The organism is Mesorhizobium sp. M0136 (assembly GCF_040322515.1).
GTDB lineage: Bacteria > Pseudomonadota > Alphaproteobacteria > Rhizobiales > Rhizobiaceae > Mesorhizobium.
The window spans coordinates 111,224-130,334 of sequence record NZ_JAMYTP010000015.1 but is presented as its reverse complement, the minus strand read 5'-3'; the positions used below and the strand labels follow the sequence as shown (position 1 = coordinate 130,334).

Annotated in this window: 21 protein-coding genes, 1 tRNA gene and 1 pseudogene; 17 read left to right on the top strand and 6 right to left on the bottom strand. The window is 61.3% G+C overall.

What is annotated here, in order from left to right:
• Window positions 1-70: 70 nt before the first annotated feature.
• Window positions 71-281 (top strand): annotated as a pseudogene (locus NKJ35_RS19385) (DUF2218 domain-containing protein); the annotation flags it as partial.
• 86 nt (window positions 282-367) lie between these two features.
• On the opposite strand, the gene NKJ35_RS19380 reads toward NKJ35_RS19385, so the two are convergent.
• Together NKJ35_RS19380 and ilvA are read right to left on the bottom strand one after the other, a co-directional pair.
• Entirely contained in the window at window positions 368-940 is a 573-nt protein-coding gene (locus NKJ35_RS19380) for a DUF1697 domain-containing protein (protein ID WP_352477417.1), read from the bottom strand.
• Window positions 937-2,193: a threonine ammonia-lyase IlvA gene (ilvA, locus tag NKJ35_RS19375; RefSeq protein WP_352477415.1), complete on the bottom strand. Its 1,257-nt coding sequence runs from the start codon at window positions 2,191-2,193 to the stop codon at window positions 937-939. Before ilvA ends, NKJ35_RS19380 begins: the two co-directional genes overlap by 4 nt.
• A gap of 127 nt (window positions 2,194-2,320) precedes the next feature.
• Between ilvA and NKJ35_RS19370 the strand changes: the two genes are divergently transcribed.
• From NKJ35_RS19370 to NKJ35_RS19360, 3 genes are all read left to right on the top strand, one after another.
• Complete coding sequence (locus NKJ35_RS19370; protein WP_352477413.1) at window positions 2,321-3,607, top strand: aminopeptidase P family N-terminal domain-containing protein; 1,287 nt, start codon at window positions 2,321-2,323, stop codon at window positions 3,605-3,607.
• Between the two features lie 219 nt (window positions 3,608-3,826).
• Window positions 3,827-4,900: an alpha/beta hydrolase gene (locus tag NKJ35_RS19365; RefSeq protein ID WP_352649211.1), complete on the top strand. Its 1,074-nt coding sequence runs from the start codon at window positions 3,827-3,829 to the stop codon at window positions 4,898-4,900.
• Window positions 4,901-5,031: 131 nt separating this feature from the next.
• Entirely contained in the window at window positions 5,032-6,195 is a 1,164-nt protein-coding gene (locus NKJ35_RS19360; protein ID WP_352649210.1) for an alpha/beta hydrolase, read from the top strand.
• A gap of 19 nt (window positions 6,196-6,214) precedes the next feature.
• Here the strand turns inward: NKJ35_RS19360 and ade are convergent, their stop codons facing one another.
• Window positions 6,215-8,026: an adenine deaminase gene (gene ade / locus NKJ35_RS19355; protein WP_352649209.1), complete on the bottom strand. Its 1,812-nt coding sequence runs from the start codon at window positions 8,024-8,026 to the stop codon at window positions 6,215-6,217.
• 542 nt (window positions 8,027-8,568) lie between these two features.
• Complete coding sequence (locus NKJ35_RS19350) at window positions 8,569-9,021, bottom strand: cupin domain-containing protein (protein WP_254817696.1); 453 nt, start codon at window positions 9,019-9,021, stop codon at window positions 8,569-8,571.
• A gap of 280 nt (window positions 9,022-9,301) precedes the next feature.
• On the opposite strand from NKJ35_RS19350, the gene NKJ35_RS19345 reads away from it, so the two are divergent.
• From NKJ35_RS19345 to NKJ35_RS19335, 3 genes are all read left to right on the top strand, one after another.
• Window positions 9,302-9,387 (top strand) — tRNA-Leu (locus NKJ35_RS19345).
• A gap of 36 nt (window positions 9,388-9,423) precedes the next feature.
• The gene (locus tag NKJ35_RS19340) at window positions 9,424-9,582 is read left to right on the top strand and encodes a type II toxin-antitoxin system RelE/ParE family toxin (protein WP_352649240.1); all 159 of its coding nucleotides are present in this window, start codon (window positions 9,424-9,426) and stop codon (window positions 9,580-9,582) included.
• A 29-nt stretch (window positions 9,583-9,611) separates the two neighbouring features.
• Window positions 9,612-9,935, top strand: a complete 324-nt coding sequence (locus NKJ35_RS19335) for a helix-turn-helix domain-containing protein (protein WP_352649208.1) — start codon at window positions 9,612-9,614, stop codon at window positions 9,933-9,935.
• A gap of 86 nt (window positions 9,936-10,021) precedes the next feature.
• Here the strand turns inward: NKJ35_RS19335 and NKJ35_RS19330 are convergent, their stop codons facing one another.
• On the bottom strand, window positions 10,022-10,927 hold the full coding sequence (locus tag NKJ35_RS19330; protein WP_352649207.1) for a hypothetical protein: 906 nt from the start codon (window positions 10,925-10,927) through the stop codon (window positions 10,022-10,024).
• A gap of 104 nt (window positions 10,928-11,031) precedes the next feature.
• Here NKJ35_RS19330 and NKJ35_RS19325 point away from each other — a divergent pair, with 104 nt between their 5' ends.
• From NKJ35_RS19325 to NKJ35_RS19310, 4 genes are all read left to right on the top strand, one after another.
• A complete protein-coding gene (locus NKJ35_RS19325) occupies window positions 11,032-11,940 on the top strand; it encodes a hypothetical protein (RefSeq protein WP_352649206.1) in 909 nt (302 codons plus the stop codon).
• Window positions 11,941-12,096: 156 nt separating this feature from the next.
• On the top strand, window positions 12,097-12,564 hold the full coding sequence (locus NKJ35_RS19320; protein ID WP_352649205.1) for a hypothetical protein: 468 nt from the start codon (window positions 12,097-12,099) through the stop codon (window positions 12,562-12,564).
• Window positions 12,564-12,980 carry a helix-turn-helix domain-containing protein gene (locus tag NKJ35_RS19315; protein WP_352649204.1) on the top strand — a complete coding sequence of 139 codons (417 nt, stop codon included), beginning with the start codon at window positions 12,564-12,566 and terminating at the stop codon, window positions 12,978-12,980. Before NKJ35_RS19320 ends, NKJ35_RS19315 begins: the two co-directional genes overlap by 1 nt.
• Window position 12,981: 1 nt before the next feature.
• Window positions 12,982-13,458, top strand: a complete 477-nt coding sequence (locus NKJ35_RS19310) for a hypothetical protein (protein ID WP_352649203.1) — start codon at window positions 12,982-12,984, stop codon at window positions 13,456-13,458.
• Between the two features lie 114 nt (window positions 13,459-13,572).
• On the opposite strand, the gene NKJ35_RS19305 is transcribed toward NKJ35_RS19310, so the two are convergent.
• Window positions 13,573-14,151, bottom strand: a complete 579-nt coding sequence (locus tag NKJ35_RS19305; RefSeq protein WP_254817694.1) for an NUDIX domain-containing protein — start codon at window positions 14,149-14,151, stop codon at window positions 13,573-13,575.
• 152 nt (window positions 14,152-14,303) lie between these two features.
• Between NKJ35_RS19305 and NKJ35_RS19300 the strand changes: the two genes are divergently transcribed.
• The 6 genes from NKJ35_RS19300 (at window position 14,304) to NKJ35_RS19275 (ending at window position 19,049) form a co-directional block, all read left to right on the top strand.
• A complete protein-coding gene (locus NKJ35_RS19300; RefSeq protein ID WP_352649202.1) occupies window positions 14,304-15,407 on the top strand; it encodes an NADH:flavin oxidoreductase/NADH oxidase in 1,104 nt (367 codons plus the stop codon).
• Between the two features lie 91 nt (window positions 15,408-15,498).
• On the top strand, window positions 15,499-15,816 hold the full coding sequence (locus tag NKJ35_RS19295; RefSeq protein WP_352649201.1) for an SH3 domain-containing protein: 318 nt from the start codon (window positions 15,499-15,501) through the stop codon (window positions 15,814-15,816).
• A gap of 62 nt (window positions 15,817-15,878) precedes the next feature.
• Window positions 15,879-16,172 carry a DUF982 domain-containing protein gene (locus tag NKJ35_RS19290; RefSeq protein WP_352467305.1) on the top strand — a complete coding sequence of 98 codons (294 nt, stop codon included), beginning with the start codon at window positions 15,879-15,881 and terminating at the stop codon, window positions 16,170-16,172.
• Window positions 16,173-16,200: 28 nt separating this feature from the next.
• Window positions 16,201-16,440 carry a DUF2188 domain-containing protein gene (locus NKJ35_RS19285; RefSeq protein WP_254817690.1) on the top strand — a complete coding sequence of 80 codons (240 nt, stop codon included), beginning with the start codon at window positions 16,201-16,203 and terminating at the stop codon, window positions 16,438-16,440.
• Between the two features lie 164 nt (window positions 16,441-16,604).
• Window positions 16,605-17,690, top strand: coding sequence for an ABC transporter ATP-binding protein (locus NKJ35_RS19280; RefSeq protein WP_352649200.1), 1,086 nt, complete (start codon window positions 16,605-16,607; stop codon window positions 17,688-17,690).
• 33 nt (window positions 17,691-17,723) lie between these two features.
• On the top strand, window positions 17,724-19,049 hold the full coding sequence (locus NKJ35_RS19275) for an ABC transporter substrate-binding protein (protein ID WP_254817688.1): 1,326 nt from the start codon (window positions 17,724-17,726) through the stop codon (window positions 19,047-19,049).
• Window positions 19,050-19,111: the final 62 nt, after the last annotated feature.

The window sequence follows — 19,111 nt, the reverse complement described above, 5'->3', positions numbered from 1 at the left end:
GCCATCTTGAGCGGACGTCGGCGGGCCCTGGTTCGGTTTTCCCGTTCGCATTCCCAAGGAGAATTCATTCATGCCGGCCAGCCATGTCGACGTCGCCACCGAACATGCCAGCCGCTATCTGCAGCAGCTGTGCAAACATTGGGCGCACAAGTTTCGAATTCGACCCGAACCACGGCACGATCGATCTGACACTCGGCCGCACGGTTCTCGATGCGGACCCGGCTGCGCTGCACATTGCGGTGATGACCGATGAAGCTGGCTCGCTCGAGCGCCTGGAAACGGTCGTCGCCGAGCACATCAAGCGCTTCGCCTTCCGTGAAGAGCTGGCATTCGACTGGAAACGCGCTCCGGCCGCGTAGAAGACCTGTCAAGCGCGGGCCTTGGCCATCTCGAGCAGCATCAGCACGGTGCGCCAGTTGCGCGCCGTGCAGTGCACCTTCAGAACGCGCGGGATGAGATTGGCAAAGACCGATTTGCCGAGGCCGTCGGGCGCATGCAGGTAGAGCACGTCGCCCTTGATCTCGAAGCGTTCGGGCCCGGTGCATTTTTCCGCCAGACGGGCCACCTCCTCGGCGGTCGGCCGGCGCTCCAGCGCATAGGCATGCAGCTTGGTCGGCTCGCCGGCCACTTCCGGATAGGGATTGTCCGCCGCCAGCCGCTCGAGCCAGCCGAGATCGCGCACCATGATGCGCGAATGGAAGCCCCATTTCTTCTCGAATTCCGCTTCCAGCCGCCTGATCAGCATCGCCGCATCGCCGTCTGGCGACCGGAATACGGCGTTGCCGCTCTGCACATAGGTGGCGATATCGGAGAAGCCGAGCTGCTCCAAGAATGACCTGAGCTCCGCCATCTTGACGATGCGGTTGCCGCCGACATTGATGCCGGAAAACAGCGCGATAAAAACGTTCGCCGGAGCGTTCGGAAGATCGTTGCTGCTCATATGATGAACCCGGCGAGCGTCTCGTTGTCGGTAATGTCCTGGTAGTGGACGCTTTCGGCGTCGAAATTCGCCTTAAGCAGGTCGAAATTGCGGCGGTCCTTGGTTTCGATGCCGATCAGCACCGAGCCGAAATTGCGCGCCGATTTCTTCAGATATTCGAAGCGGGCGATGTCGTCGTCAGGACCAAGCAATTCGAGGAAATCGCGCAACGCGCCGGGCCGCTGCGGAAAGCGGATGATGAAGTATTTCTTCAAGCCCTCGAAGCGCAGGGCCCGTTCCTTCACATCCGGCAGCCGCTCGAAATCGAAATTGCCGCCGGACACCACGGCGACGATGGTCTTGCCCCTGATTTCCTTTTTGGAAAAGTCCTTGAGCGCATCGATCGCCAGCGCACCGGCCGGCTCGAGCACGACGCCTTCGACATTGAGCATCTCGATCATGGTCGCGCAGAGCCGGTTTTCCGGGATCAGCCGCACTGCATCGGCAGCAAACTCCTTGAGGTGGCGCAACGGCTCGCGGCCGATCTCGGCTACCGCCGCTCCGTCGACGAAATTGTCGACCTTGGCGAGCTTGACCCGCTTTCCGGCGGCAAGGCTCTCGCTCAGGCTCGGGGCGCCGGCCGGCTCGCAAAAGACGAAACGTGTTTCACGCAGCTGGTCGGCGAAATAATGGGTGACGCCGGCGGCCAGTCCGCCGCCGCCGACCGGCAGCATGACGATATCAGCCATGCGCGCGCCGGGCATCTGGCCTGATATCTCGTAGGCGACGGTCGCCTGCCCCTCGATAATGTCCTTGTGGTCGAAAGGCGGCACCATATGCGCGCCGGCAGTTTCGGTGAATTCGAGTGCCGCGCGGTAGCAGTCGTCGAAAAAATCGCCGACCAGCCTGATCTCGACGAATTCGCCGCCGAACAGCCGCGTCTTGTCGATCTTCTGCTGCGGCGTGGTCACCGGCATGAAGACGACGCCCTTCTTGCCGAAATGGCGGCAGACGAAGGCAAAGCCTTGCGCATGATTGCCGGCCGAGGCGCAGACGAACAGCTCGGCAGCGTTGCCGGCGGCAAGCGTCTTGCGGAAGAAGTTGAAGGCGCCGCGGATCTTGTAGGAGCGCACCGGCGTCAGGTCCTCGCGCTTCAGCAGCACCCGCGCGCCGCTCTTCTTCGACAGATAGTCGTTTTCCTGCAGCGGCGTTTCCGGAAAGATCTCGCGGATCGCGGCAGCGGCGGCAGCGACGCGAGAGGAGAAACTGGTCATGGCAAGAGCACCCCACAGGCTAGCCGAATTCGGTCCCGCTATTGCATATCCGGCTTCACGAAGCCATTGTCCGGCCACCCTGAAAGGGTGTTCCCAAAACCTCGTTGGCCGTTAGGAGCGTCTGTTCATGCCTGTCGCATCGGTGGCCCAGAAAACCGTGTCGCTGCCGGAGTTCGGCGAACCGACGGTGATGCCGCTGGTCCCGCGCGCCACCTATGAGGCCCGCATCGCTGCACTGGTTGCACGCGGCGGCGAAGCGGGGTTCGACGCGTTCGTCGTCTATGGCGACCGCGAACATGCCGCCAATGTCGCCTATCTCTGCGGCTACGATCCGCGCTTCGAGGAGACGCTGCTGCTCATCGTTCCCGGCAAGCCGCCGAAACTGCTGGTCGGCAATGAGGGCTGGGGCTATGCCGAGATCTGCGACGGGCCGTACGAGCGCGTGCTCTACCAGACCTTTTCGCTGCCGGCGCAGCCGCGCGACCGCTCGCAGGCGCTTCCCAACATTCTTGCCGATTGCGGCCTGAAAGCCGGCCAGCGCATCGGCGCCATCGGCTGGAAACCGTTCGGCCCCGGCGATGTCGGTTTTGGTGAAACGACGCTCGACCTGCCGTCCTTCATCGCCGACACGCTACGCACGCTTGCCGGCGACAGGGGGGTGATCGTCAACGCCGCGAACCTTTTGATGAACCCTGCCGACGGCCTGCGCGCCATCAACGAGGCCGACCAGCTGGCCGCGTTCGAATTCGCCGCGACCTATTCCTCGCAAGGGCTGCGTAACGTCCTGCAAGGCATCGAACCCGGCATGACCGAATTGCAAGCGGCGCGGCTGATGGGCATCAACGGCCTGCCGCAATGCTGTCACCCGATGCTGTCGGCCGGCAGGCGCGCGGCCTATGGCCTGCCAAGCCCGCGCCTCGAAATCATCAAGCGCGGCGACCCGATCATCATGGCCTACGGCATCCATGGCTCGCTCAACGCCCGCGCCGGTTTTCTGGTCGAGGGCGCGGCCGAACTTCCAAGGGGCATCCAGGACTATGTCGAGAAACTGGTCGCGCCCTATTTCTGCGCCGTCGTCGACTGGTACGAGACGGTCGGCATCGGCGTTCCCGGCGGCGCGCTGTGGCAGGCGGTGCACGACCGGATCGGCGATCCGTTCTTCGGCGTGTCGCTCAATCCCGGCCATCTCATCCATATCGACGAATGGATGCATTCGCCGTCATTCTCCGGCTCCGACATCAGGTTGAGGTCGGGCATGGCCTTGCAGGTCGACATCATCCCGGCGACCGGCACCGATTATTTCACCACCAACATCGAGGACGGGATCGCGTTGGCAGACGACGCGCTGCGCGAAGAGATCGCCGCGCGCTATCCGAAGCCTGGCGCCGCATCGAGGCGCGCCGCGCCTTCATGACCGACGTGCTTGGCATAAGACTGAAGCCGGAAGTGCTGCCGTTTTCCAATATCCCGGCGTTCCTGCCGCCGTTCTGGCTTTCGCGCAACAGTGCGATGGCCGTCGCGAGGCACTGAGCGCATTTCGGCATCCGCGACTTACTTCTGCCGCACTTCGCCTGTCCGGGAGGGGCGGCGGAGGTGGATGGGCCTTTGGTCAGGCCGGAGTGGAATTGCTTAAGTGCCCTTGAAGACGATTTGCATCATTGTCCTTGCAGCGCTGCTCGCCGGCTGCGGCGGCCGCCAAACCGAGGAACTGCTCGGCAGCGCCATGATGGCGGTGCCGGTGACGGAAATCGCCGGCAACCACTCGATCTTCATCGCAACGACGCGCAAGCGCTCCGACGATCCCAACAAGGTCTTCGACGGCGAGCGGTCGGCGACGCTGAACTATGCCCGCGTCAACGTCACCGTCCCCGGCATCCACAAGACAGGCCAGATCGAGCGGCGCTCGCGCGGCAAGTCGGACGATCCGGCCAAATACTTCATGGCTTCCGAGGTCGTCGGCTACGATACCCAGCCGAAATTCTCCAGCGCGCTCAGCGCCGACATCGCGGCGCGCGGCGGCCGCGTCATGGTCTTCGTCCACGGCTACAACACCGGCTTCGACGACGCGGTCTACCGCGTCACCCAGATCACCCATGATTCCGGCTATCCTGGCACGCCGGTGCTGTTTTCCTGGGCGTCGGGCGCCAAGACCACCGACTATGTCTACGACAAGGAAAGCGCCAGCGTTGCCCGCGACCAGCTGGAAGTGACGCTGAGAATGCTGGCGCAGACCGGCGCGCGGCGCATCGACATCGTTGCCCATTCGCTGGGGACCTGGGTCACCATGGAGGCGCTGCGCCAGCTCGCCATCACCGGCGACCGCGATCTCGGCGGCAAGCTCGGCGACGTCGTGCTGGCCTCGCCCGACATCGACGTCGACGTGTTCAAGAGCCAGATGCGCCGCTACGGCAAGCCGGACAAGCCGTTCATCCTGCTGCTCTCCGACGACGACCGGGCGCTCAGGCTGTCCGGCCTGATCGCCGGCGCGCGGCCGCGCGGCGGCGACTACAAGGACGCCGCCGACCTTGCCAGCTATGGCGTGTCGGTCGTCGACCTCTCCAGCGTCAAGGGAGCCGACCGCTTCAACCACACCAAATTCGCCGACAATCCGGAATTGGTGCAGTTGATCGGCCAGAAGCTGCGCGAGGATGACGGGTTTGCCAGCGACCGCGAGGTGACCGACCGCATCGCCTCGGTCGGACAATAGCTGCATTGCGCGGCAGTCGTTGTTGACCATTGCCGCACCATCGGAACAGTTTGAACTGGACCGTGCCGGCCTCTGCCTCTATCGAATAGGCAAGACGTCTCCGGCTCGACGTCGCCTTTGCGGGAGCCCGCGTGATCGTGCCTTCGAAGATCTTTCTCGTCGTTGCGTTCGCGCTCGCGCTGGCAGGCTGCGCCGGTCAGAACACGCACGATCTGCTCAACAAGACGACGATCACCGTGCCTGCTTCGGACATTGCGGCGACGCACAAGATCTTCGTCGCCACAACCCGGCAAAGGGCAACGAAGGAGCCCCGGCAGGTGTTCGACGGCGACCGTTCGCCGACCACCAGCTTTGCCAGCGTCGAGGTGACGGTGCCCAAGATCCACCAGCTCGGCGCCATCGAGCGGGTCAAGGGCTCGGCCAACAGCAATCCGGCGAAGGATTTCACGGCGACCGGCGTCACCTTCTACGAAGGCGCGCCGCAGTTCGCCAAGGCGGTCGGCGCCGACATCGCGATGCGCGGCGACCGGGCGCTGGTTTTCGTGCACGGCTTCAACAACGGGTTCGACGACGGCATCTACCGGCTGACGCAGATCGCGCACGACACGAAATACCCGGGAACGCCGGTGCTGTTTTCGTGGGCGTCGAGCGGCAAGACGACCGGCTACATCTACGACAAGGAAAGCGCCAATGCGGCGCGCGACGATCTCGAAGCGACGCTGCGCATGCTCGCCAAGAGCCGCGCCAAGAGCATCGACATCATTGCCCATTCGATGGGGACCTGGGTGACGATGGAAGCGTTGCGCCAGCTTGCCATCACCGGCGACCGCGACCTCGGCGGCAAGCTCGGCTACGTCATCCTGGCTTCGCCCGACATCGACGTCGACGTGTTCAAGAAGCAGATGATCCGCTACGGCAAGCCCGACAAGCCGTTCGCCGTGCTGCTTTCGGGCGACGATCGGGCGCTCAGGCTGTCGACCCTGATCTCCGGCGACAAGCCGCGCGTTGGCGACTATGGCGACGCGGCCGACCTCGCCAGCTATGGCGTTTCGGTGGTCGACCTGACCAAGACCAAGGGCGGCGACCGGTTGAACCACGCCAAATTCGCCGACAACCCGTTCCTGGTGCAGCTGCTCGGCGACCGCCTGCGCGCCCCGGCCGGTCTCGCCTCCGAAGAGACCGCGCCGGCCCAGCTCGACAATCTCGGCCAGGGCCTCGGCAAGGCCGTCGGCTCGGTCGCCGAAATCGTCATCACCACGCCGTTCAAAGTGCTGACCATCGCCACTGGCGGATGAATAGGCGCCCCGGCGGCGTTCAAACGAACAAATCAACCTTCTGGAAGGTCGTCACGTCGATCAGGCCGACGTCGGAAATCCTGAGCTCGGGGATGACGACCAGCGCCAGCAGCGAGTGCTGCATGTAGGCGTTGTTCAGCGAGCAGCCCATCTGCCGCATGGCGTCGCTGAGTTTGTCCGCCTTGGCGGCGACGATTTCCGCCCGCTCGTCCGACATCAGCCCGGCGATCGGCATTTCGACCAGCGCCAGTTCCTTGCCCTTGGAGAACAGCACGACGCCGCCGCCGACCTCGCCCAGCCGGTTCACCGCCAATGCCATGTCCTGCTTGTTGGTGCCAACGACGATGATGTGGTGGGCATCATGCGCCACGCTGGAGGCCATGGCGCAGTCGCCGATATAGCCGAAGCCGGAGACGAAGGCGTTGGTGACGCCGCCGGTGCCCTTGTGGCGTTCGACCAGCGCGATCTGGCAGACATCGTTGCGGCGATCCATGGCGACCAGCCCGTCCTCGACGGCAAGATCGGCCTCCAGCGCCCGCGTCGGCGCCTGGTTTTCGATGACGCCGATGACCCGCACCCGCACTTCGTTGGCGCCAATGGGTGCCGCGATGTCGAAATCGCCTGCCTTGAGCTTCCTGCCGAGCTTGACGGTGTTCTTCGCCGTCCGCGGATAATTGTAGGCCGGAATGTCGATTTCGAGCTTGCCGCCCTTGGCCAGCCTGACGCCGCGGCCATAGACCTCGTCGATGGTCATTTCGGCGAGGTCGGAGACGATCAGCAGATCGGCGAGCCGTCCCGGCGCTATCGAGCCGATCTCGCGCTCCAGCCGGAAATGCTGGGCGGTGTTGAGCGTCGCCATCTGGATCGCAGTCACCGGCTTCAAGCCCTGGCTGATGGCATGGCGGACGACCCGGTCCATATGGCCTTCGTGCACCAGCGTGCCGGAGTGGCTGTCGTCGGTGCACAGGATGAAGTTGCGCGGGTCGAGCCCGCTCTCCGTCACCGCCTTGATCTGCGAGGCCACGTCATACCAGGCCGAACCCAGGCGCAGCATCGCCTTCATGCCCTGGCGGACGCGGGCGATGGCATCCTCGGCGCGCGTGCCTTCATGATCGTCCTCGGCGCCGCCGGCGACATAGCCGTGGAACGGCAGGCCGAGATCGCGCGAGGCATAGTGCCCGCCGACAGTCTTGCCGGCCCTCACCGTCGCCGCGATCTCGCCCGACATCACCGGATCATTGGCGGCGACGCCCGGAAAATTCATCACCTCGCCGAGCCCGATAATGTTTTCCCAGGTCATCGCCTCGGCAACATCGGCGACGGTCAGCTCAGCGCCGGCATGCTCCAGCCCCGGTGCCGACGGCACACAGGACGGCATCTGCACGTGCACGTTGACCGGCATGGCGACCGCCTCGTCATGCATCAGCCGCACGCCCGGCAGGCCGAGCACGTTGGCGATCTCATGCGGATCGATGAACATCGATGTGGTGCCGTGCGGGATCACCGCGCGGCAGAATTCCGTCACCGTCACCATGCCGCTCTCGACATGCATATGCGCGTCGCAAAGCCCCGGCACCAGATAGCGGCCGCCGGCATCGACCACCTTGGTGCCCTGGCCGATGGCGTGGCCGGCATTCGGCCCGCAATAGGCAAAGCGACCGCCGGCGATGGCGATGTCGGTGCCGGCGATGATCTCGCCGGAATGAACGTTGACCCAGCGCCCGTTGCGGATGACGAGATCGGCGGGCTTGCGGCCCATGGCGACATCGACCAGATGCGTCGCCATCTCGGCCCAGGGTTTTGGTTTTGTCGCATTGGCGGTCTTCGGCATCAACAGGCTCCCGTTTGCCCGACTGTGCCAAGCCGCGAGGATTTTGACCAGCGAGGAAGTAAGCGCGGACGGCGAAGTTGCAGATCTCCCTCCTTGAGGGGGAGATGTCGCCGAAGGCGACAGAGGGGGTCGCCGATCCACGCGAGACGCCCCCCCCCTCTGGCCTGCCCTCTTGCCACAACTTGCCATCTCCCCCTCAAGGAGGGAGATTGATGCCACCACGGCTTTCGCCAATCGCCAAGGCCCGGAAGGCAGGACAAAGGCATTATGCTTTTGTGCCGGCCGCAGCAACTTTGTTCTTGCTTTGTGCCGGCAGCTATGCTACTAATTTGGCTATGGTGCTAATTGGCTCCAACGACCCGCCCGCCGAGGCGGGTTTTTTGTTTTAGCGTCGTTCATGGCAAAATGGCCCAAGCGGAATATGATTCCGGCTAATCAGCTTTCGCCGCGTTAGCGGATCTTACTGAATCGACGGTCGCGGAGTGTGACGCACCCCATCGTTCGAGCCTTCAGCCGGTTCAATCAATTCGATCCCCGAACTGTCACTTTTTGCTCGGATCGTCTGCCGGGTTGACGTAGGTGATCTTGAATGGCCCCTCGCCATGAACCTCTACGATCGTATCGCTTGTCGTCCAGGCGAAGTGATTCATTCCGGCCGGTGCGACGCCGAAGCCGCCAGCAGTCAGTTCGACGCCTTTCGCCTCGTCGAGCTTATCGCCCATTCCAAAATGGAAGTTGCCGGAAAGCACCGTCATGTATTCCGTGGTGGGATGATTATGTGCGGCAATTTTGTAGCCGGCGGGTGCCTTCAACCGCAGCACAAAGGCGCCGTCCTTTGAGGGATCTCCAGCGACAACAGCCATTTCCGCCCCAGCCGGAATGACAGCGGGAGCAGGACCCCATTTGATGTCTTTGGCGTTCATCGGCATCTCGTCAGCAGACAGAGGCGCCGTCCCAACAAGCAGCAGTGCCAGGGCAGAGGCAAGCTTGAGCATGACAATCTCCCAGTGTCTGTAGACGACTGCGTCGAGTATCGGCGCGCCGATCCACTTGCCGATTGGAGTCTATCAGGCCAGAGCGCCCGAACGCATCCTGCGAACGGGGGACACGCATTCGCGGTAGTCTCGGAAGCTGTCGCTAAAAAACATCTCCAGGTGAAACGATTTTGTTTGTATCTCCGTGGGTGATTGGCCCTCGCTAGCTTCCAGTGCCAGATTTCTCTACGGCAGAAGACGGCTTGACGGCCTTTGGCTGGCGGCTGAAAAGGGCTGGCCTGCGGACGTGGCGGAATTGGTAGACGCAAGGGACTTAAAATCCCTCGATCTCTGATCGTACGGGTTCGATTCCCGTCGTCCGCACCAGATGTAATCAGATATTGATTTGATTTTCTAAACTGGATTTACCGGGCGGCGTACACGGTGCGCTTCGAGGGTGTGGTGTACGTGCTCCATGCCTTCCAGAAGAAAAGCCCGTCCGACAAGCGGACCGCGACAGTCGACGTCGACCTCATCAGTGAGCGGTTGAAGCGGGCGCGGGAAGGCTACGAAACAAAATGATGAGACCGGATGAACGGCAGGAGACGGATATGACGATCGATATGGAACACGGGACGGGTAACGTCTTCGCTGATCTTGGGCGACCGGATGCTGTCGACCGGCAGACCAAGACGCGTCTCGCTCTCGTCCTCAACGAGATCGCCAAGGCGCGCAAGCTCCGCCAGATCGCGACAGCGAAGCTGCTCGGCATTCCACAGTCCAAAGTGTCGGCGCTGGTAAATTATCGCCTCGACGGTTTTTCCGTCGAACGGCTCATGGGCTTCCTTACGCTGCTAAACCGCGATGTCGAAATCGTCATCCGCCCGAGCCGCGACGACCGGGAAGGGCATGTTTCCGTGCATGGTTTGCGATGAGCGGGTATCGGCTATTTAAGGAACTACGCACAACAGCGATGCCAGCATAGCCGTCATGTCCTAACGCGCACCAGTTTAGCGTAGGACTAGGCTTTTGGCTTGATCCGGCTAAAGCGCGCTTCGACCGCGCCGGCCAAAAAGTATTCAAGCCATTCGTGCTGATGATAATGGTAGACATAAAACTTCTGATCGGTGAACGATTTAATGACGCGCGGCTTAATCGATCGATAAAAAATGTAATCCTTCGAATATATTTGAACCACGCCATTAAAGAAATCTACCTCATCCCGGCTGAGCCGAACAGTTCGGACGCCAGACCTGTAGCTTCCGTTAGCCGTAAAATACACGACTGACATGGTTGGCGTTATGGGAACTATGCATCTTCCGAAGGCATACGAAGAATCCCCAAAAGCGCAAAAATTATGTAAGAATCCATCCCCATATATGAACTCCTGCTCGTCAGAATACATTATTATGAATATCCCATGCCCTTCCATGCTTTTGGTCACGCCAAGGTGACTCGGTCCGATATTCAAAGGAATAAGATAATGCCTGGCGGGAAGTCCATTCTCGTATCTTATGGGGCCTAGTTCTTCCACTGTCCTACCTATCTCAGTTCTAAATCGTGGAGCGCGCACGATTAGCGAGGACAGGCACATTGCAAGGTTGTGGGTCTCCTCCTTGGAGAACGGGTCAAGAAGGAGGAAACGATCGTGAATTTGTGTGTTGGCCAACGTGACCTTACTTTCAAAGGCGAGCAGTCTTTTGATGAGGTGCGGAAATTGAGAATCTGCCGCATCAAAGATTGGCTCGATAGAGTGATCCCACGGTTCACCTAGCTTGATGTGGTGGGCATTTCCGATCGAACCAAATTTGTTGGGACTGTTCCTGAGCGCAGAACCGTCCGGCCTAAGCTGCGTTGTCATGCCATCGCTGTCGGCCCAAAACTGCGAGACGCCTTCCGGCCACCAGTGATGTTGTGCGCTCTTCATGTCTGCTGCAGGGCCCGATACATGTATTTCGCCACACCTATGTCTTCGACCAACCCACCCACTCGGGGGAACTCGATCTACGCATTGTCGGTCGTAAGCGTCTCGTGAATGGTGTCGAAGCAATCGCGACAAACTTGGGACTATTGGCTTTTAGCTTCAAAGAAAGTTCACTCGGCGGCTTTCGCCGCCTGGATTTTAGAGGCATCGGTGAGGTGCCCGAGGTCGTCATGGGAAACAACGAGGCCATCGTCTCGTTGCAGATTGATCGTTTGAGGATGGCTGTGTTTGTGACCGCTTGTATCTACGGCGTCCACTCCAAGCGCAATCATATCGCCCTTGATCGCCCGCTTTTTCCCGGACTTGACGAGATTTACAACTGGGTTGAAGTACCTGACCATGGTGTTCTGTTGCCAGAATTTGACAGCAACCGGCTGCGTGATCGACTTGGCCCACGCGTGGCAGAGCTCAAAAAACGCCAGTTTGTGCTATCCTCGATCAGCGTTGACGACCTTACCGAAGGACTTGCGTTCGCCGATCGCTTGCTTAGGGCAACCCCCACCTACACTGCGGTAGACCCAATGGCGATGATTGTGATGACCTATCAGGCGATGATACTGCACGGTCGACAGCACGCTAGCGCGAGTATCGCGCTGGCTGCGGTAGTGGTCGAATCGGCACTTGAAGAACTGATGTTTGCGAGTGGTCTTGTTTCGGGAGTGGCCAAGCGCCTCGACTACACAGCACCCGCTAACCGTACAGGGCCAGCGACGCCGATCTCGCGTCGCCGGCTCAAGGAGTTGGGATTCAACGGCACGATCAACACGCTAAAGACCGCAGGCGTATTGAATGACTACCTCGTTCAGCGTGTCGAAAACCTGCGCCAAACTCGCAACGCGCTTATGCATGGCGGCGCAGATGCAGTTCCAAAGCAGTCGGGCGAAGCACTTACAGCGGTACGGGACATTCTCTGGCTTTGTACCGGCGAATGTGGTTTTCAGCTGATCGTGGGTTGATTTGGCATATTCATAAGCGCGACGCAACTAGGACGGCAGCTAGATACCCCATTAGCCCAGCTGTTGCAAATCTCGTGCATTGCAAAATAGATAGCTACTGACGTTGCGCCACGTCTTGATTCGTGTTTAGGCATACCTTAACTTTTGCAGAGAAGTATGGATCGACGAAATCGCGATCGAGGCAAGAAGCGCATTACGTCGGCAGGACCGACGCGTGCGGCGACGCCGAAAATTCGCGATGGAATGCATGTGGCGTCCGGAGACTATGCCGATGTGTGGCTGTTCGGTGAAGCTCGAAGAGAATACGAGGCACTACTCACTCGAACTGACGAAACCAGCCGAAAGTCTGCGGTTCAGCTCCCACGCTATTTTGGTCGATACGCAGAAAATCAGCCCCTTGGGGACCAGATGTTCAAACCGCTGGGGCGCTTCAAGGGCGCTTCGGGGAACGACGTGCAGATCTATGAGTTCAAGTCTTGGCAATTTCGCATTTATGGCGTTGTCAGACTTTTCCGCGGGAAAAGGTGTTTCCTCGGGATAGCATGCGACCCCAGCAAAAAGAAAAACCGAGCCGACCCAGCGAAAATGAAAAAGGCGGCGGCCGAAGCAGAGGATATCACTTGATGAAAAAAGAGAACAAGACGGCGACGGATTTCGTTGGCATAGAAGAAAATGCTCTGATGGATTTCCAGTTTGCTCTGCTGGACGCGATGAAAGAAAAGGGCGTCACGCAGGTCGAGCTTGCGGAACGACTCGGTGTATCGCGCGCGCGAGTGAGCCAGTTGCTCTCTTCCGAAGCCAACCCGACTATCAAACTTGTGGCGCGTGCTCTTTCGCTTCTTGACCTCAAGGCTGAGTACTGCCCGTTGCCGAAGCCGGAACTTAAGGAGAGTCAAGACTTGCAACCGGGGCGATCCAGCGTAGATCGCGGTTACGCTATCATGGCTTATCAGGTTCGCGAAGCTACCCTTGCCTGGGGCCGGAGTACCGGCCCCGCGAATGGAAATTATGTTGACTGTCTCGAATACGAAGCGGCGTAGAATGGCCAAAGCAGTCACTACCGACGCCGAATCCATTCAGCGAGACCGCATCGAAAAATACGGCGATGTAGTGGAGTTGGCTCAATTGCGGGCCGTGCAAATGACCAACGTCAAATTCGATGTAAAGCCGGAATTTTTTGCGGATGAAGACAGGCGGGGCCTTTCCTACACGGTTCAGAAGGGCAATCGGGAGTATCTTCGTTCGGAGCAGGCCGGAATGGCTTTTATTTCCTTCAAGGTGGATGCGAAAACTGGCCGCAAGAAGACCTTGATATGCGAAGCTGAGTATTTGGTCACGTACGATAACCTAGTTGAGTGCAACCAAGAGGCCGTAATCGCCTTTTTGGATAGGGTGGCTCCCTTTGCATGCTATCCCTATTTTCGCAGTCTCTTTGCAAATCTCGACTGGGCAGCGTCGACAGGTCTGCCACCGCTGCCAGTGCACAAAGAGCCAGCGAAAAGGCGTGTCGCCAAGTAGGTCGGCACTCGCCCATCCTGCGAAGACGCCCCTTTTTCAGTACATTCAGCGGAACCTTGGACCGGCTGCGACAGATGCGGCCGTCCACGAGATGTCTGCATGCTCCACCACCTCTCACCTCCCAATCGGGTTCAGCTTCAGGTGCTGGATCAAAATGATGGTTTTGGCATCGATGATCCGACCATCGTGGATGCCGGCCAGTGCCTCGTCTAGCGGCATTTCGAGAACCTCGATGTCCTCGCCTTCGTCGTGGGCGCCGCCGCCGTCGGAAATGCGGTCGGCGGGCGAATAGCGGGCGACGAAGAACCAGAGCCGCTCGGTCACGCTGCCGGGGCTCATATAGGGCGAAAACAGCCGCTGCACGTCCTTCAGACGGTAGCCGAGTTCCTCCTCGGCCTCCTTGCGGATGCAGGTTTCGGGATCGTCTTCGTCGAGCAGGCCGGCACAGGCCTCGATCAGCGGCTCCTTGTGGCCGGTGACGTAGGCGGGGTAGCGGAACTGCCGCACCAGAAGCACCGTCGACCGCTCGGGATCGAAAGGCAGGATCACCGCGCCGTCGCCGCGATCGTAGGTTTGGCGGGTATGCGTTTCCCATTTGCCGTCGCGCCGGCGATAGTCGAAGACGGTCTTTTTCAAAACCGCCCATTCGTCGGAAAGGACTTCCTCGGAGCGGATGCGAATGCGATCTTCCATGGTGGACTCCCTGCTGCCGCGGCAAGGCGTAGCCGCGAACGGCCGTTCGTGCAATCGGTCCACCAATTGGTCCAGGGGCCGTTTCACCGTCTCGTGTCTGGCGCTGGCACAGTCGGCTGCCTAAATAGCGGCAACCCTTCGCGGAGTTTTTTATGACCTCATCGCTTTTCCAGCCGATCACCCTAGACGGCCTCACCTTCCCCAACCGCATCGCGGTCGCGCCGATGTGCCAGTATTCGGCCGAGGACGGCTCGGCCAGCGATTGGCATCTCTATCACTGGATGAACCTGGCGATGTCGGGCGCCGGCATGGTCACCGTCGAGATGACCGATGTCGAGCGGCGCGGCCGCATCTCGCATGGCTGTCTCGGCCTCTATTCCGAGGACAACGAGGCGGCGGCGCGACGCACGCTGGATGCAGCCAAGCGTGTTGCCGCACCGGGCACGAAATTCGGTACGCAGCTTGCCCATGCCGGACGCAAGGCCTCCAACCGCAAACCCTGGGAGGGCGGCGGCCCGCTGCACGCCGATCAGGACCCGTGGCCGATCGTATCGGCATCAGCCATCGCCTACGACACCGGCTGGCAGGTGCCGCGGGCGCTGGAGGACGACGAGATCCTGCAAATCATCGAACGCTTTGCCGACGCGGCGCGGCGGGCGGAGCGCGCCGGCTTCGACTTCATCGAGCTGCATGCCGCGCACGGCTATCTGATCTTCCAGTTCCTGTCGCCGCTTTCCAACCGGCGCACCGACCGCTGGGGCGGCTCGCTGGAAAACCGCATGCGTTTCGCCGTCGAGATCGCCAAGGCGGTAAAGAAGGCGGTGCCCAGGCTGATGCTGGGCGCGCGTCTGTCGATCAAGGAATGGGTCGATGGCGGCTTCGACGTCGAAGATGCGATCGAAGTGGCAAAAGCGCTGAAGGAAGCCGGCGTCGCCTATCTCTGCTGCTCGAGTGGCGGCAATTCGCCGTTGCAGAAGCTGCCCTCCGGGCCCGGCTACCAGGTGCATCTGGCCGAAGCGGTGCGTAAGGCCGTCGGCATCCCGACGCGGGCCGTCGGCCTGATCGACGATCCGAAACAGGCCGAGGCGATCGTCGCCGACGGCCGCGCCGACATGGTGGCGCTGGCGCGCGCCTTTCTTGCCGATCCGCGCTGGGGCTGGCGCGCCGCGGCCACCTTCGGCGAGAAAATCCACCCGGCGCCGCAGCTTGCCCGCTCGGTGACGACGATGCAGCACTGGATGAAGGCGGCGAACTGACGGCGGGTTCGTCTCGCTGGACGGGCCAGCACAGCTTCGCATGATCCTCTGCCGGTGTAGAGTGGCCGCGGCGGGTTGGGGGAGCAGAGACATGTCGTTCAGGGGGATTTCCATTGCGGCTGCCGCCGCGGTCGTGGCCGGGCTGTCGTTCGCCGCATCGACGCCGGCCGGGGCGCAATATTGCGAAGGTACGGTTCACTGTCTTTCCAGGCACTACAATCTGGCAACGGGAAGCGGCTTTCTCGCCGTTCGGGCCCGACCGAACTCGTCGTCACGCATGATCGGGCAATTGTTCAACGGCGAGCAAACCGAGATCTTCGACCGGCGCGGAAACTGGTACCAGGTCGATTTCGGCGGCCGCACCGGCTGGGCGAATGCGCGCTGGCTGCGCAATGACTGCGGCTATTGAGTTATTTTCGCCTGAGCTAAAATAGCAGTTGCAACCAAATCGGCCGCTCCGCGTTGGCGGCGATGATGGACAGCAAGCCATTTGAAAAGCCGGTCGTGGTCGAACTCGGCCATGTCGGCAAGTATCGCCACATCCGCAGCGCTCAGGAGGCGGCGGAGTGCCTGATGACGGTCTGGCCACTCAATCGCGGGCCCCGTCATCGTGATGCCCTCGACACTTGCCTAAAAGTGCTGGAAGGTTATCGTTCAACGGCGGATGCGCGCCGGGCACTGATCGAAGCCGCCAGGGAATCGGACGTGCTGGTCGCAGACGACAGGCTGCCAGACGACAGGCTGGCCGACGACAGGCTGCATTGAGGCAACGGGCTTTCAACCGGAGGGTTTCATGGCGAAACTGACCTACAAGATCGTCGAGCATGACGGAGGCTGGGCCTACAAGGTCGGCTCGACATTCTCCGAAACGTTCCCCACCCATCAGGATGCCTTGCGCGCCGCCGAGATCGCTTCGGCCGAACAGCAGGTCGCCGGCAACACCGACGGCATCCAGTACGAGGACGCCGACGGCAACTGGCACGACGAGCTCGCCGACGGCCGCGACCGGCCGCAGACCGAGGTTTCGGATTAGGGTGTGTCGATATCCCGGTGATGCCGGCGTGCTTTACAGGTCGGTTTGGTAGCGCTACCGTCTCACATCGCGCGTGACCGGGGAGGAGCCTGGGCGTCGCCGCGGGCCAGGCAGGAAAGCGGTTTCCTTCGAAGTCGTTGCAGGAATCAGTCGGGAGGAGATCGATGGCGTCTGTCGCAATCGGCGATGTCTACAAATCATTTGGGACCGTCGAGGTCCTGCACGGGGTCAGCGTCGATATAAACGACGGCGAGTTCGTCACGCTGGTCGGACCTTCGGGTTGCGGAAAGTCGACCCTTCTCAGGATGATCGCCGGCCTGGAAAAGATCTCGCGCGGCCAGATCGCGATCGGCAAACGTGTCGTCAACAACGTTGCGCCAAAGGAGCGCGACGTCGCCATGGTCTTCCAGAACTATGCGCTTTACCCGCATATGACGGTTGCCGAGAACATGGCGTTCTCGCTGATGCTCAAGGGCGTTCCCAAGACGGAGAGCGATGCCGGCGTGCGGCGTGCGGCCGAGATCCTGGGACTGGTGCCGCTGCTCGACCGTTATCCCCGCCAGCTTTCCGGCGGGCAGCGCCAACGCGTCGCCATGGGCCGGGCGATCGTGCGCGACCCGCAGGTTTTCCTGTTCGACGAGCCGCTGTCCAATCTCGATGCCAAGCTCCGGGTGCAGATGCGCGCCGAGATCAAGGAACTGCACCAGCGCCTGAAGACGACGACGGTCTACGTCACCCACGACCAGATCGAGGCGATGACCATGGCCGACAAGATCGTCGTCATGCATGACGGCATCGTCGAACAGATCGGGCCGCCACTCGAGCTCTATGACCGGCCGAACAACCTCTTTGTCGCCAGCTTCATCGGGTCGCCCGCCATGAATATGCTCAGGGGCGAGATCGTAAGCGAGGGCTCGCCGTCGTTTCGCGGCGCCGGAGGGATTTCGGTCCCGTTGGCCTCTGCACTTTCCATCGGCAATGGTGAGCCGGTCGTGCTGGGAATACGGCCCGAGCATTTACGGCTGTCCGACCATCAGGGCATTCCGGTCACCGTCGCGGTGGTCGAGCCGACAGGATCCGAAGTGCAGCTCATCGGCCGAACCGCCGGCGGCGAGGAGATCGTCGCCAATTTCCGGGAACGGCATTCCTTCACGCCGGGCGAAACCATCCGGCTTACGGCCGAGCCAGGCCTCATCCATCTCTTTCACGGCAAAACCGGACAGCGGTTCGAAACACCCATCGAGCAGTAGGACGGCAAGGACAATAAGCAGGAGGAAGCGAACATGAAATTCACCAGACGTGACGTGATCCGCACCACCGCCGGCGCGGCCGCGGGAGCCTTGGGAAGCCGGTTCATCGGCTCTCCCGCCTTTGCTCAGGAGGGGTTGAAATACAAGCCCGAGGACGGCGCCAAGCTCAGGCTGCTGCGCTGGTCGCCTTTCGTGCAGGGCGACGAGGATCAATGGCTGGCCAACACCAAGCGCTTCACCGAAGCGACCGGCGTCGAGGTCCGCGTCGACAAGGAAAGCTGGGAGGACATTCGCCCCAAGGCGGCGGTCGCCGCCAATGTCGGCTCCGGCCCGGACCTGATGTTCGTCTGGTTCGACGACCCGCACCAATATCCTGACAAACTGCACGATGTGACGGAACTAGGCGAATATCTCGGCTCGAAATATGGCGGCTGGCACGACGGACCGCACCAATATGCGACACGGCAAGGCAAGTTCCTCGGCCTGCCGCTGGCGACCATCGGCAATGCCATCGTCTATCGCGAAAGCTGGGTGAAGGAAGCCGGCTTCTCAGAATTTCCAAAAGACACGGCAGGCCTGCTCGAGCTTTGCAAGGCATTGCAGGCGAAGGGGCACCCGGCCGGCTTCACGCACGGCCACGGCGTCGGCGACGGCAACAACTACGCGCACTGGCTGCTGTGGAGCCATGGCGGCCAGATGGTCGACGAGAACAGCAAGGTGACGATCAACAGCCCCGAGACGCTGAAGGCGATCGAATACGCGCAGCAACTCTACAAGACCTTCATTCCCGGCACCGAAAGCTGGCTCGACGTCAACAACAACCGCGCCTTCCTGGCCGGCGAATTGAGCGTCATCGCCAATGGCATTTCGGCCTACAACACCGCCAAGATCAACAAGGACAAGGATCCGAAGCTGGCTGAAATAGCCAAGGACATCCGCACCACCAACCTGCCGATCGGCCCGGTCGGAAAATCCGTCGAGCTGTTCCAGGTGACCACGGCCGTGATCTTCGACTACACGCCCTACCCTAACGCGGCCAAGGCCTACCTGCAGTTCATGTTCGAGGATCCGCAAATGTCGCAGTGGATCACGTCGTCGGCAGGCTATTGCTGCCAGACGCTCAAAGCCTTTGACAACAACCCGGTTTGGACGGCCGATCCGAACAATGCCGCTTACGCCAAGGCCTCGGCGACGCTGCGGCCCAACGGCTATGCCGGCCCGCTCGGTTATGCCTCGGCGGCGACCATGGCCGACTATGTGCTGGTCGACATGTTCGCCAAGGCGGTGACCGGCCAGGCGACGCCGCAAGAGGCGATGGAAGAGGCTGAAAAGCGCGCCAACCGCTACTATCGCGTTTGAGCCGGCTCGGCCGGGCAGCCATGCTGCCCGGCTTCGAATCGCGCATGGCCGCCCGGCCGTTT